The sequence below is a fragment of the Candidatus Schekmanbacteria bacterium genome, assembly GCA_003695725.1.
In the GTDB taxonomy this organism is placed as follows: Bacteria; Schekmanbacteria; GWA2-38-11; order GWA2-38-11; family J061; genus J061.
This window is the reverse complement of sequence record RFHX01000035.1, coordinates 1-13,483: the sequence shown is the minus strand read 5'-3', so window position 1 is coordinate 13,483 and position 13,483 is coordinate 1. Positions and strand designations below refer to the sequence as shown.

Genomic DNA, 13,483 nt, shown 5'->3' with positions numbered 1-13,483 from the left:
CCAAGAGGCGGTGCATCAGTTTAAATATAAAGGAAAAACTGGATTAGGCAGAGAAATTATCAGGGAATACTTAAAGCGATATGGAAAAAATATTGAAGACTTTTCTCCGGATATTGTTACCTTCATACCTCTTCATCCCTATCGGGAGTGGAAGAGAGGATACAACCAATCATATATAATTGCAGAAGAAATATCCAAATTTCTAAAAACAAAAATCTATACAGGCATAAGGCGGATAAAAAACACTAAACAACAGGTAGGGCTCAATAAAAAGGAGAGAAGAAAGAATATAAAAGGTGTTTTTGCATTGCGTAAAAAGTCGAAAGAATGTTTAAAATATAAAAAGATTCTTCTTGTTGATGATGTTTTTACCACAGGTGCAACATCAGAAGAATGCGGCAATATCTTGAAAAAGGCAGGTGCAAGGGAATTGGCACTTTTCACAATATCGAGGCGGCATTTATGACAAAAAAAAGCGGCACATTTTGGCTAACCGTTATTGCGGCATTCTATTTATACAACTCATTCATTGCTTTTATTTTCTTTTTGTCTCCATATGAGCCCGGAATGAATAGGGAAACACTCTTATTTAAATATCCCTCATTGTCGCTCCTTCTCTCCATTCTCGGCTTTTTAATCGGATATGGATTCATCAAATTGAAACCTTGGGCGCCGCGTCTCGTGGTTTTTGATTTTATCCTTTCTATCTTGTATTACATTGCAGACTATGGATTTTTTGGAGTAAAGAAATTAAATTTAAATGAGGACGGGCTAATTATTCTTGTTGACTTGGTAATCTATTATCTCATACTGCAGTATATATATAGACCTGAAATCAAGATTATCTTCGAGGAAAGGGAAAATATTTCTAACAAAAAAGAGGAGTAAGCAAATGGATAACCAGGAAAATGATTCTCTTGCCGACAAATTAAAAAAAATTTTGAAAGATGCATACAGTTCAAGAGGAAGAAGAATAAGCAACAGAAAAAGAAATATACTTGTAGCGGCAGGTGTTCATGACCCTATTTCAGCTAGCATTGCATCTCGCATAGCACTTAAGATTTATGGGAATCCCATTGAAAATCCATGGGCAGTGCAGATTTCCGGTTTTGGTCTTGCTGCCTCAAGAAAAATGCTTCCCGACACAGGTGAAATTGGCGTCGAAGAAATAGTGAATGGGAGCATTGAAATCCTCAATTCTGTAAAAAATGTGTCAGAGGATTTATTTGTAATGGCAGATATAGACCATGCTTATTGTGCACCTGATGAAGAGCCAACAATAGTAGAGCAAATCATAAAAGCAGGAATTTGCGCTTTCAATATCGAGGACCAGCAATATGTGATAAATCCGGATTCAATGAGGGATATAGTGGAAAAATTGAAAAAAGATTATCCATCTGCCAACCTCAAATATCTGAAACGGTCGAAGCCGCCGATTTATTTTCTAAAATCCTGTGGTCATATTGGCACTGAGAAGATTTATATCGAAGGGAGAATAGGGGGTGGAAAGGTTATTCTCCCGAAGGAAAGTATGATCAAAAAAATTGAAAATGCAGCTGCAATAAGAGACAAATTGAAGGATGATTACGGTGATGTCGTGATTAATGCAAGAACTGATATATTCGGCGTGTATGAATATCAGAGCGGACAGGCGGCAATTGATGATGCGTTGGATAGAGGCAATAGCTACCTCGAAGCAGGAGCTGATATGATTTTTTATGAAGCTGTTAAACCCTTTGAAGGATACAGCCAAAGGGAGGTCATTGAAATCCTTACTAAAGAAACAAAGGGGCCTGTCAATTTTAATGCATTGAAAGGAGGGAAAACAAAAGACCCGATTACAATCGATGAAATGGATAAATTAGGAGTTGCAGCAATCAGTCTTCCAATAAATGCTCTTGAGGCGCAAATATCAGCATTGACAGAAACATATATTTCGATTTTTAAAGGAATTGAAAAGGACAAGCCAGATGCCATTGATTTCAAGTCGACTATCGATTTTCTTGGATGGGCTGAGAAGTTTGAATCTATGAAAAATTGGCCTCATGAAACTGTCAAACAGGGCGGCGCTGAAAAGATTGATGAATTTATTTCATCCATTTCAGGTGCCTATGAAAAATTTGTTGAAAGAGAAATAGAAAAAATAACTGACCAAAGATAATAAGTTTAGATTCATTGCATAGTCTAAGGTGCTTTTAGAATTATGAAAAAAGAATGGGAAAATTCACATATTTAGGAAGAGATTAAAAAATTATAGACAATTCAAACTATCTTTTGTATAAAGTTTTCAAAATAAAGGCACGTAGCTCAGCGGGAGAGCGCTGCCTTGACGCGGCAGAGGTCAGGGGTTCGAAACCCCTCGTGCCTAAGACGACTTTAAATAATTCCAAGGGAGAAATGAGAGAAAAGAAAGCGGTATTGAATATATGAGTGAGATTGAAATTTCTTTTATCGATGGCGGCAGAGTAAAAGTTCCCTTGGGAAAGACAGTTGAAGAAATCCTTTCAGAAGCTAAATCCCCTTCAAGGAAAAATGCAGTTGCCTGCAAGATCGATGGCATTCTTCGAGATTTGAGTTTTGCACCTCAAGAAGACTGCACTATAGAAATCGTAGAGGCCGATTCAGAAGAAGGCATAGAAATTTTGAGGCATAGCACTTCTCATATAATGGCGCAGGCAGTCACAGAGCTTTTTCCCGGGACAAAAGTTGCAATAGGTCCGGCAATCGAAAACGGTTTCTATTACGATTTTGACAGAGACGAGAGCTTCACACCTGAGGATTTGAATAAGATTGAAGAGAGAATGAAGAAGATTGTTTCATCAAATACTCCCTTTTCGAGAAAAGTAGTGAATCGAAAAGAGGCAATTGATTTCTTTAGAAAGAAAGGTGAGACCTATAAGGTTGAGCTTTTGGAGGATATGGAAGATGAGACCGTAACAATGTATGAACAGGGAAGTTTTGTCGATTTATGCAGAGGACCTCACATTCCCAATACATCTAAAGTCAAATTTTTCAAGCTACTCAATACGGCAGGTGCATATTGGCGTGGTGATGAAAAAAACAAAATGCTTCAAAGAATATACGGCACTGTTTTCCCTACGAAAGAGGCGCTCAAGAAGTATCTTTCCTTTTTGGAAGAAGCAAAAAAAAGGGACCATCGAAAGCTTGGCAAGGAATTAGACCTTTTTACTATCAATGATGAAGTTGGGGCAGGGCTTGTAATTTATCTTCCAAACGGCGCTCTTTTGAGGACAATCCTTGAAGATTTTGAGAAGAAAGAACATTTGAAGCGCGGTTATGACATAGTTATTGGTCCACAAATATTGAAGATGGATGTTTGGAAAAAATCTGGTCATTTCGACAATTACAGAGATATGATGTATTTTACGAAAGTTGATGAACAAGAATATGGCATAAAACCTATGAACTGCATATCTCATATGCTCGTTTACAAATCCAAGCTTAGAAGCTATAGAGACCTTCCACTGAGGTTGTTTGAATTAGGTACAGTCCATAGACACGAACGCTCCGGCGTCCTGCACGGGCTTATGAGAGTGAGAGGATTTACTCAGGACGATGCGCACATTCTTTGTATGCCTGAACAGCTTCAGGATGAGATTCTCTCTATAATTGACTTTGTTAATTATGTTATGGGAATATTTGGATTTGAATACGATATAGAACTTAGTACAAGGCCTGAAAAATCAATTGGTTCAGATGAAGCATGGGAAAAAGCAACGAATGCATTGGAAGGGGCTTTGAAGTCGAGAAATTTGAGATATGACATAAATGAGGGAGACGGCGCTTTTTACGGACCTAAAATTGATATTAAGTTGAAAGATGCCCTTGGAAGGTCATGGCAGTGCGCGACGATACAATGCGATTTTACTTTGCCTGAAAGATTCGATCTCACATATGTGGCAAGCGATGGCTCTCACAAAAGGCCGGCAATGCTCCATAGGGTAATTTTAGGGGCAATGGAAAGGTTTATGGGGGTGCTTATTGAGCACTTTGCAGGAGCGTTTCCCACATGGCTTTCGCCAGTTCAGGTTGTGATTATGACAATTACGGAAGCTGTAAATGATTATGCAAAGGAAATTGAATCAATTCTCAAAGAAAATGAGATAAGATGTAAAACAGATTTAAGAAATGAGAAAATTTCGTTTAAAATCAGAGAAGCTCAACTTTCGAAGGTTCCTTATATGCTTATTTTGGGAAAGAAAGAAATGGAAGAGAGAAATCTTTCCCTAAGGTTGAGAGGAGGTATTAATCCCGGGACTATTTCAATTGAGGAGTTTTTGAAAAGAATAAAGGAAGATATTGAAGAAAAAAAGCTAAAACCGGAATAAAAGGGAGGTGAAAGTTATAAAAAGGTTCAAGAGAGGAAAAAGTCGGGACCATGTTAGAATAAATGATGAAATAACAGCAAAAGAGGTAAGGGTGATTTCATCGAGTGGAGAGCAAATTGGGATACTTCCTACGGACGAAGCGCTGAGAATGGCAGAAGAGGAAGGTCTCGACCTTGTTGAAGTTGCGGCAAAATCAAATCCTCCGGTATGCAAAATCATAGATTATGGTAAACACGCTTTTCAACAGAAGAAGAAACAGCAAGAAGCAAAAAAGAAACAAAAGATCATCCATGTCAAGGAGATTAAATTCAAGTTAAGCACGGAAAAGCATGATATTGATTTCAAAGAGAAACATCTCGAACGATTCCTGAAGGAAGGCAACAAAGCGAAGGTAAGATTAGTGCTCTATGGCAGAGAAATGACGTTGGTTGATAGAGGCATTGAAATGCTTAACCGTATTGCAGAGGATTTGAAGGAGTATGCTGAAATTGACCAGCCTCCAAAATTAGAAGGAAGGCACATAATAATGATATTGGCACCAGCAGGCAAAGGAAAAAAGAAGCAATGATTTAGTGCTTGACTTTTTCAGTAAAATACATAAAAAAGCAACTTTCTATTGGAGAAATTTAATAATGCCAAAGATAAAGACAAATAAATCGGCAGCAAAGAGATTTAAGGTTACTGCTACAGGTAAGATAAAGAGAGGCAAGGCATATAAAAGCCATTTGCTAAGCTCGAAGACTCGAAAAGTGAAAAGAAATCTCAGGAAAAGCACTACTGTAGCGAAAAGTGATGCCAAAAAGATTAAGATGCAGCTGCCCTATAGTTAATGGAGAATGAAATATGCCAAGAGCGAAAGGTGGTTTCAAGACAAGACGGAGAAGGAAAAAGATATTAAAACAAACAAAGGGTTATTGGAATACGAAAAGCACGGCCTATTCAGTTGCCGCTGAGCAGTTAATAAGAAGTTTACAATTTTCTTATCGTGACAGAAGAAGGAAAAAACGAGATTTTAGAAGCCTCTGGATTATTCGGATAAATGCAGCTGCCAGACAAAATGGTTTGACTTACGGAAGGTTGATTTGCGGACTGAAGAAATCTAACATTGACATAAACAGAAAAATGCTTGCGCATATAGCCGTAAATGACCCTGAAGGATTCAGCAAGATTGCAGAGACAGCAAAGTCTGCATTACAATAATAGATGCTTTTTCATTAGTGTATCTTCCCCAAAAAGGATAATTCTTTATTCCAATCCTTGTTAGGAATGTAAATGAAGAAAAAACTTGAAGAGCTTCAAAAAGAGTTCTTAAAGAAAATAAAGTCCCTCAAGAAGGTAGAAGAAGTAGAAGCTCTGCGAGTCAAATATCTCGGAAGAAAAGGCGAGCTCACAAATGTCCTGAAATCCTTGAAAGAACTTTCAGACGACGAGAAGAGAACTGTCGGTAAAAAAGCGAATGAACTGAAAAAGCTCTTTGCTGAAAAAATTGAAAGTACAATAAAAGAGCTGAAAGAACGCAAAATAGCGGAAAGTGAGACAAAGACTGCTATTGATATTACTTTGCCGGGAAGAAGATTTCAAAGAGGGTCGTTTCATCCTGTCACAATCATTATGGGTGAGATAATGGATATATTTGCTACTATGGGATTTGAAATCGAAGATGGCCCTGAAGTTGAAGAAGATTATTATAATTTTGAAGCTCTTAACATCCCTGCAGACCATCCGGCAAGAGATATGCAGGACACTTTTTATATCAGTGATGATATTCTTTTAAGGACTCATACATCTCCTGTACAAATTAGGACATATCTCAAAAAAAAGCCGCCTATAAAGATTTTAGCACCGGGCAAGGTTTTTCGGCGGGATGCGGATATATCTCATACTCCAATGTTTCATCAGATAGAAGGATTTTATGTTGATGAGGAGGTCTCATTTGCAGATTTGAAGGGTACACTTGAAGTATTCATTCATAAACTTTTCGGCAAAAATGCAAACATAAGATTTAGGCCAAGTTTTTTCCCTTTTACTGAGCCAAGCGCTGAAGTTGATGTTGAATGCGTAATCTGTGGTGGGAAAGGGTGTAGAGTATGCAAAAACTCAGGATGGATTGAAATTCTCGGCTGTGGTATGGTGCATCCCAACGTCTTCGAAGCCGTTAACTATGATATCAATAAGTACACCGGTTTTGCCTTCGGAATGGGAATCGAGCGAATAGCAATGATTAAATTTGGGATAGATGACATTCGGCTTTTTTATGAAAACGACTTGAGATTTTTAAAGCAATTTAAGGCAAGAATGAAATGAAGATATCATGGAAATGGTTGAAAGAATTTGTAGATATTCCATTTTCCCTACAGGAAACGGCTGAAAAGCTCACAATGACAGGGCTTGAAGTTGAAGACATAATTATTTTCGAAGATAATATACCCAAAAATGTCATAACTGCTGAAATTTCATCTATCAAAAATCATCCTGAATCAGATAAACTGCAGGTTGTTGAAGTTTTTACCGGCAAGGAAAAGGTAAGAGTTGTTTCAGGTGCGCCCAATCTTGAAATTGGAAAGAAAGTTGTTTTTGCCCCTGCCGGCACAACATTGCCCGCGGGCAAAGTAGAAAAAAGAAAAATACGAGGGATTGAATCAGCAGGATTATTGTGTTGTGACGCTGATTTCGATATAGTAGACGAATCAGAGAATATAATCTTTCTTGATGATGAAGTCGAGCTTGGAAAATATGCCGGAGATTATATTGAAACAGAAGAAGCTGTCCTTGAGATAGGAATAACTCCCAACAGAGCCGACTGTTTGAATGTTATAGGTGTAGCCAGGGAAATCTCCGCAATCACTGGAAACAGCATAAAGATAAAAAAACCTAAATTCAACGAGATAAAAACGCCGTCATCTCATTTGATCTCTATTGAAATAAAATCTCCTGAACTTTGCCCTTCATATACGGCACGAGTTATTGAAGATGTTAAGATTGCTCCATCTCCCTTATGGATGGTAAAGCGTCTCAAGGCATCAGGATTGAGAAGTGTAAACAATGTCGTTGATATTACAAACTATATTCTTATTGAAACAGGACATCCCCTTCATGCTTTCGATTACGACCTTATTGAAGGGAAAAAGATTATTGTAAGGACTGCCTATGAGGGTGAAAAGATTGTGACTCTTGATGGCGTAGAAAGAGCTCTTGAAAATGATATGCTCGTTATTGCCGATGAAAGAAAAGCAATTGCAATTGCCGGTATTATGGGTGGTGAAGAAACGGAAGTAAGGAATGAGACGACGAAGCTGCTTATAGAAAGCGCATATTTCACTCCTTCATCGATAAGAAAAACATCAAAGGCTCTTGGATTGAGCACTGAAGCGTCATACCGTTTTGAGAGGGGTAGTGATGCTGAAATACTGGAATACGCTTCTGATAGAGTTTCTTCTCTGATTGCAGAGCTTGCAGATGGGAAAATTTGTGCAGGAATTGTCAAAGAAACAAAAAGAAAGCCGCAAAAACCAATCATACCTCTTAGAAGAAGTGTAGTAAAAAAGGTTTTAGGTATAGATATTCCAATGGAAAAATCAGCCAACATTCTTGAAAATTTGGGAATGACAGTGAAAACGCGGGATGCGGAAGGAATCAGCGTCACACCTCCTTCTTATCGCAATGACATTGAGAAAGAAATAGACCTCGTTGAAGAGGTGGCGCGAATTCATGGATATGAAAATATTCCAGTAAAATATCCCTTTTCTCAGGCAGGAGAAGATGGGAAGATACCCGGACGAATAAAGACTATAACAGATATGAGAGCAGAGTTGGTAAGAATTGGTTTTAGTGAAATAATAAACTATAGCTTTATAAATCCTGCCTTAATGGAGAAAATTTCAGGTAATAAAAATAATGCTGTTGAGCTTAAAAATCCTCTTTCAGAAGAACAGAGTGTAATGAGGACATCTTTGATTGAGGGCATTTTGTCAACGCTTTCATTGAATGAAAAGCGGTACATACATAATCTAAAGATTTTTGAGATTGGAAGGGTTTATTTACCTGAGAAAGGAACAATTATTCCTAATGAAAGAGTTTACCTTGCCGGGCTTATGAGTGGGAAAGCAAACAGCATCAGTTGGTATGAAAAGGAAAGAGATGTAGATTTCTTTGATATCAAAGGTGTGCTTGAATCCTTGGCTGATTCGGCAGGGCTTGAATTAAAGCTCAAAGAACTATCTCAAAAGAAGAAGTTTCTCAATATTTCTGAATCAGCTGATGTAATGATCAATGATGTGAAATGTGGCTATGTTGGAAGAATTTCAAGTCTAATTATAGATGAGTTGGAATTGAGAGGACCAGTTTATGTATTTGAAATTGACATTGATGCGATAGATTTTGGAAAAGTCAGGAAGGAATCATTCAAACCTTTATCAAAAATACCTCCATCTTACAGAGACCTTTCGATAATAGTGGATGAAAATTTAACTGCTGAGCAGATACTGGAAGTTGTTAAAAAATCTGCAGGCAATGTTTTAGAAGATGTATGTTTTTTTGATATCTACCGGGGGGCATCTATACCCAAAGGAAAAAAGAGCGTTGCAATCTCATTGACCTTTAGAGGAATAGATAAGACGCTCACTGATGAAGAAATATCATCAATTATGGAAAGAATTTTAATATCTCTAAAGGAAAATGTATCTGCTCAAATAAGAAGTTAAAATCTTCATTAAGACTTACAACTCTTTACCCTGTCCTGATTTTTCTAAATCCCTAATCACAATTCTTGACTTTTGATAGCACTTAGTTAAAATTTGTTTGTTGGAGAGCAATTTTATGAGAAAGAAATAAGAAAGGAGAGGTATCAAAATGCAACAGATAGAGATTTTAGAAGAAAAAATTAGAAAAATGATAGACATAATCAATGACTTTAAAGAAGAAAATAAAAAACTTGCGGCAGAAGTTGAAAATTGTCAGAAAAAAATATCCGAGTATGAAGCAAAGTTATCAGAAAGCAATGGCTACAAAGAAAAATACAATGAATTGTTGCAGGAAAAAGAAGTTTTACAGGGCGAAAAGGATATGGTAAAATCTTCAATTGAAAGGTTGCTCAAAGATATAGAAGCCGTTGTTTAATTTTTATCTTAATTTAAAATTTAAATAATTGTGGGAAAGAAAAGTACAACGGTAAAAATTTATGGGAAAAATTACAGTCTTGTCTTCGACGGCGATGAAGATCATTTCAACGAAGTCGTAGATTATTTGAATGAAAAAATGGACAATATTTCAAAAAGCGCAAAGGTAGTTGATTCTATTAAAGTGGCAGTGCTTGCAGCATTAAAAATTACAGACGAATATTTGACTTTGAAGAAAAATGTCGATAAGGTACAACATTTAGATAATGAAAAAGCGGAGATGCTTATAAAACTTATCGACAGCAATGTAGAAGAATTAAGAAACTGTTAGAGTGGTGATTTTGGAAGGAAGAAATTTTCTAATGGAGTTGGTGAGTTAAAGAAATAATTTTGTCAAAGAAGTAAATAGATATAAAGGTGAAAAAATGCTTAAATTTGCAGTAAATGAGAAGATGGCTAAAAAGAAAAAAGTCAATATAATAAGTATAGACAGACATTTATTCACCTTCATTGAATATGTTAGAGAAGTTGGGTTGATGTAATTCAAGATATTTCTTTACTCGCCTTCAACTACTAAATTTTCATTCCTGCCAAATTCACCACAGGATAAAGCTGTGGAAAAGGAAAAAATTAGGAAAATGATGGCAGGGTTGAGGCAAAACTTAAGAGAAGATGAAAGGCAGGAATACTCCCAGTTGGCCTGCAAAAATCTTCTTTCATTGGAAGTGCTTCTAAAAGCAGAAAATATTATCTGCTATGCATCAAAGCCAGAAGAATTATGCACTGATTTTTTCATAAAAGAGATTTTGAAGAAAGGCAAACGAATAGCTTTGCCAAAAGTAAATGAGGATAGAAAAGAATTATCCTTTTACTACATTCGTTCTCTTGAAGATGACCTTGAACGAGGATTTAAAAATATTCTTGAACCAAAGGAGGGATTAGAAAGAATAAAAGATGTTTCTGAAATTGATTTTGCTGTTATTCCATCTCTATCAGTAGATTTGGGAGGCAACAGAATCGGCTTTGGAGGAGGATACTTTGACAGGTATTTTTTCGGTAAGCGTTATAAAGCAGTTTTATGCAGTTTGGTTTTTGATTTTCAAATTTTAGATAGAATACCGCGGAAAGATTATGATTTGAAGCTTGATATCGTTGTTTCAGAAAAAAGAATTCATTTCTGCGGTAATAACAAACAAAATGACCACTAAAAACAGGAGGAATTTAGTTGGATATATACATTTATTTAATCATAGGTGTTGTGGCTGGAGCTTTGGTCACATACCTTTTAACATATAAAAACAGAAAAAAAGCTGAGGAAGATATAGAAGCAACTCGTAAGGAAGCGGAAAAGATTATCAGAGACGCGAAAAAAGAAGCTGAAACTATCATCAAGGAAAGCCGCATCGAGGCAAAAGAAACAATTCTCAAAGCAAGAGCCGACTTTGAAAAGGAAACGAAAGAACAGAAAAAAGAGTTACAAGCACTTGAAAAGCGATTGTCTCAGAAGGAAGAGAATATTGACAGAAAAATAGATTTTCTTTCAAAGAAAGACCTCGATATTCAAAACAAAGAAAAAGAACTTGTGCAAAAAAAGGAGGAACTAAAAAAAGCTGAAGAGCACCTGAATGAACTAACTTTTGAATGCAAAAGGCGTCTTGAAAAGATATCCGGGATGAGTGCAGAAGAAGCAAAGAAAATTCTAATAGACAGCATAAAGGAAGAAGCAGAACACGAAGCGATGAAATATGTCAAAAAGATTGAAGAAGGCGCAAAGGATAATGCATTGAAGAAGGCAAAAGAAATAATTGCAACTGCAATTCAAAAGACTGCATCCGATTATGTAGCTGAAACAACTGTTTCTGTTGTTGACCTCCCTTCAGATGAAATGAAGGGGCGTATAATTGGAAGAGAAGGCAGAAATATTAGGGCTTTTGAAATAGCTACAGGCGTTGACCTAATAATTGATGATACTCCGGAGGCGGTCATATTATCAGCCCATGACCCCATTAAAAGAGAGATTGCGAAAAGAACACTTGAAAAACTTATCAGTGATGGAAGGATACACCCTGGAAAGATTGAGGAAGTGTTGGGCAAAATGACTGCAGAGGTTGAAGAAGATATCAAAGAAGAAGGTAATCAGTGTTGTTTGCTCCTTGGAATACATGGGCTTCATCCAGAGTTAGTTAAGTTATTGGGAAGGCTTAAGTTTCGTACAAGCTATGCGCAAAATGTTTTGGAACATTCAAAAGAGGTGGCATATTTATGCTCAATTATGGCTTCTGAATTAGGAGTTGACAAGGAAATTGCAAAAAGAGCCGGCCTTCTTCACGATATAGGTAAAGCAGTTGACCATCAGGTTGAGGGCTCTCATGCAATTATAGGTGCTGATATTGCTCAAAAGTATGGTGAGAAAGAGGTTATTGTAAATGCTATTCGTTCTCATCATGAAGAAGCAAATCCTTTGAGCATTGAAGCAATACTCCTTCAGGCAGGAGATGCTCTTTCCGCTGCGAGGCCCGGAGCAAGGAGAGAAATGCTGGAGTCATATATCAAGCGCCTTGAAAAACTTGAAGAGTTGGCTGATTCCTTCAATGGTGTTGAGAAATCTTATGCTATCCAAGCAGGAAGAGAAATCAGGATTATTGTAAAGAATGAAGACCTTTCCGATGAAGAAACTTATTCTCTTGCGCGAGAAATAGCGAGAAAGATTGAAAAAGAGCTTTCCTATCCGGGGCAGATAAAAGTCACTGCAATAAGGGAGACGCGCGCAGTTGAGTATGCGAAATAATTATCGTTATTGATATATGTTTTTTAATTGTTGGAATCGCTGAGTTTTTCTTCTATTTCGCTCAGCGCTCTTGAAAGGCGGTTTAAAGTCCTTCGCGCATCGAGTATTTTATCCTCTAATTCAGTGATAGCTTTGCTCAAATCGCCATTCCCGTTTTTTGGCGGCTTTGTAAGGATATCTTTTAGGGGATGGGGATTGATTTCCCTCGATGTCGCTATTGGGATTTTGGAACTCTGAATTTTTTCAATCGTTTTTTTTGAAACACATTTTAAAGTTTCAAAAACTCCTTCTCCATTTATTGCAGAAGAGGAAAAAGAATCAAGTCCCATAGGATTCAAAATGGATTCCATTTCTTCAACCGGCGTAATATCAGGAAGGTCTCTTTTATTGTATTGAAATACGATAGGAATGCTGTCAATGTCAAGACCGCTTTCACTCAGATTAATTTTTAAATCTTCCAAGCTTTCAAGATTGGCTTCGACTTGGTCTTTTTGAGAATCGGCTACGAATACAACGGCATCAACTCCTTTTAAAACGAGTTTTCGTGTTGAGGAGAGCTGAACTTGTCCTGGAGTAGTATACAACTGCAGTTTAATATTCATTCCTCTTATTTTCCCAAGATTCATTGGTAAGAGGTCAAAGAATAATGTCCTGTCAGTTTCAGTCCTCATTGAAATTAATTTGCCGCGTGTTTCAGGATCACTCTTGTTGTAAATATATTCTAAATTTGTTGTTTTCCCACCTCTTGCAGGACCATAATATACAATTTTTATAATTGCTTCATCTAAAGCAACATTGAATATAGCCATTTTTGAAAAAGGGAAAAAGGTTATATTTCAGATACTTATATTTTCAATTTAATATTGCCGTTTTTAAAAAATTTATATCTTTATATCTACCTTCAGATAATTCATCAGCAATAATAATTCCTTTACTATTTTGATAGGATAGATAATAATCTAAGTTATGAAAAAAAGCATAAATTGCAGAGGACATTAGTTTTAGTTTATTTAAATTATCAGAAACATCACCAAAAATTGTTGCATTTTTATATACAATTCCAAAAATAAGTGTTAGATTAAATTTTGATACAAGTTGTAAAATTTCTTTAAAAAAAAGAAAAGATTGTTCTTCTGTTAAATATTCAAATTTTTTGTTTCTTTTAAAAATGTTTCCAGCATGTATTTCTGTTTCATAAATATTTTTAACGTTTAAAATTTCCTTACATAAAT

General features: G+C 36.5%; 15 protein-coding genes and 1 tRNA gene. 14 read left to right on the top strand and 2 right to left on the bottom strand.

Features of this window, described 5'->3' with window-relative positions; genetic code table 11:
• The first annotated feature begins 10 nt into the window (after positions 1–10).
• The 14 genes from D6734_01480 (at position 11) to rny (ending at position 12,251) form a co-directional block, all read left to right on the top strand.
• Complete coding sequence (locus D6734_01480; protein RMF97749.1) at positions 11–466, top strand: ComF family protein; 456 nt, start codon at positions 11–13, stop codon at positions 464–466.
• Positions 463–888 carry a hypothetical protein gene (locus D6734_01475; protein ID RMF97748.1) on the top strand — a complete coding sequence of 142 codons (426 nt, stop codon included), beginning with the start codon at positions 463–465 and terminating at the stop codon, positions 886–888. Before D6734_01480 ends, D6734_01475 begins: the two co-directional genes overlap by 4 nt.
• 4 nt (positions 889–892) lie before the next feature.
• The gene (locus D6734_01470) at positions 893–2,161 is read left to right on the top strand and encodes a hypothetical protein (protein ID RMF97747.1); all 1,269 of its coding nucleotides are present in this window, start codon (positions 893–895) and stop codon (positions 2,159–2,161) included.
• Between the two features lie 135 nt (positions 2,162–2,296).
• A tRNA-Val gene (locus tag D6734_01465) sits at positions 2,297–2,368 on the top strand.
• Between the two features lie 58 nt (positions 2,369–2,426).
• Positions 2,427–4,349 carry a threonine--tRNA ligase gene (gene thrS / locus D6734_01460; GenBank protein ID RMF97746.1) on the top strand — a complete coding sequence of 641 codons (1,923 nt, stop codon included), beginning with the start codon at positions 2,427–2,429 and terminating at the stop codon, positions 4,347–4,349.
• Between the two features lie 7 nt (positions 4,350–4,356).
• The gene (locus tag D6734_01455) at positions 4,357–4,917 is read left to right on the top strand and encodes a translation initiation factor IF-3 (protein ID RMF97745.1); all 561 of its coding nucleotides are present in this window, start codon (positions 4,357–4,359) and stop codon (positions 4,915–4,917) included.
• Positions 4,918–4,981: 64 nt separating this feature from the next.
• A complete protein-coding gene (locus D6734_01450) occupies positions 4,982–5,179 on the top strand; it encodes a 50S ribosomal protein L35 (protein RMF97744.1) in 198 nt (65 codons plus the stop codon).
• A gap of 13 nt (positions 5,180–5,192) precedes the next feature.
• Positions 5,193–5,549: a 50S ribosomal protein L20 gene (locus tag D6734_01445; GenBank protein RMF97743.1), complete on the top strand. Its 357-nt coding sequence runs from the start codon at positions 5,193–5,195 to the stop codon at positions 5,547–5,549.
• Positions 5,550–5,621: 72 nt separating this feature from the next.
• Positions 5,622–6,653 carry a phenylalanine--tRNA ligase subunit alpha gene (locus tag D6734_01440; protein ID RMF97742.1) on the top strand — a complete coding sequence of 344 codons (1,032 nt, stop codon included), beginning with the start codon at positions 5,622–5,624 and terminating at the stop codon, positions 6,651–6,653.
• Positions 6,650–9,049, top strand: a complete 2,400-nt coding sequence (locus D6734_01435; protein RMF97741.1) for a phenylalanine--tRNA ligase subunit beta — start codon at positions 6,650–6,652, stop codon at positions 9,047–9,049. The genes D6734_01440 and D6734_01435 overlap by 4 nt, the downstream gene beginning before the upstream one ends.
• Before the next feature lie 148 nt (positions 9,050–9,197).
• Positions 9,198–9,464 carry a hypothetical protein gene (locus D6734_01430; protein ID RMF97740.1) on the top strand — a complete coding sequence of 89 codons (267 nt, stop codon included), beginning with the start codon at positions 9,198–9,200 and terminating at the stop codon, positions 9,462–9,464.
• Positions 9,465–9,488: 24 nt separating this feature from the next.
• Positions 9,489–9,794 carry a cell division protein ZapA gene (locus D6734_01425; protein RMF97739.1) on the top strand — a complete coding sequence of 102 codons (306 nt, stop codon included), beginning with the start codon at positions 9,489–9,491 and terminating at the stop codon, positions 9,792–9,794.
• Between the two features lie 283 nt (positions 9,795–10,077).
• Complete coding sequence (locus D6734_01420) at positions 10,078–10,671, top strand: 5-formyltetrahydrofolate cyclo-ligase (GenBank protein ID RMF97738.1); 594 nt, start codon at positions 10,078–10,080, stop codon at positions 10,669–10,671.
• Positions 10,672–10,688: 17 nt separating this feature from the next.
• Positions 10,689–12,251: a ribonuclease Y gene (gene rny / locus D6734_01415; GenBank protein ID RMF97737.1), complete on the top strand. Its 1,563-nt coding sequence runs from the start codon at positions 10,689–10,691 to the stop codon at positions 12,249–12,251.
• Positions 12,252–12,274: 23 nt separating this feature from the next.
• Here rny and D6734_01410 read toward each other — a convergent pair whose 3' ends face one another.
• Complete coding sequence (locus D6734_01410) at positions 12,275–13,060, bottom strand: gliding-motility protein MglA (GenBank protein ID RMF97736.1); 786 nt, start codon at positions 13,058–13,060, stop codon at positions 12,275–12,277.
• A gap of 43 nt (positions 13,061–13,103) precedes the next feature.
• Positions 13,104–13,483: hypothetical protein (locus tag D6734_01405; GenBank protein RMF97735.1), on the bottom strand; the 380-nt coding region annotated here is incomplete at its 5' end.

Coding starts and splice junctions, on each gene's coding strand:
- D6734_01475 (RMF97748.1), top strand. CDS start 463: ATGACAAAAAAAAGCGGCACATTTTGGCTAACCGTTATTGCGGCATTC.
- D6734_01470 (RMF97747.1), top strand. CDS start 893: ATGGATAACCAGGAAAATGATTCTCTTGCCGACAAATTAAAAAAAATT.
- thrS (RMF97746.1), top strand. CDS start 2,427: ATGAGTGAGATTGAAATTTCTTTTATCGATGGCGGCAGAGTAAAAGTT.
- D6734_01450 (RMF97744.1), top strand. CDS start 4,982: ATGCCAAAGATAAAGACAAATAAATCGGCAGCAAAGAGATTTAAGGTT.
- D6734_01445 (RMF97743.1), top strand. CDS start 5,193: ATGCCAAGAGCGAAAGGTGGTTTCAAGACAAGACGGAGAAGGAAAAAG.
- D6734_01440 (RMF97742.1), top strand. CDS start 5,622: ATGAAGAAAAAACTTGAAGAGCTTCAAAAAGAGTTCTTAAAGAAAATA.
- D6734_01435 (RMF97741.1), top strand. CDS start 6,650: ATGAAGATATCATGGAAATGGTTGAAAGAATTTGTAGATATTCCATTT.
- D6734_01430 (RMF97740.1), top strand. CDS start 9,198: ATGCAACAGATAGAGATTTTAGAAGAAAAAATTAGAAAAATGATAGAC.
- D6734_01410 (RMF97736.1), bottom strand. CDS start 13,060: ATGGCTATATTCAATGTTGCTTTAGATGAAGCAATTATAAAAATTGTA.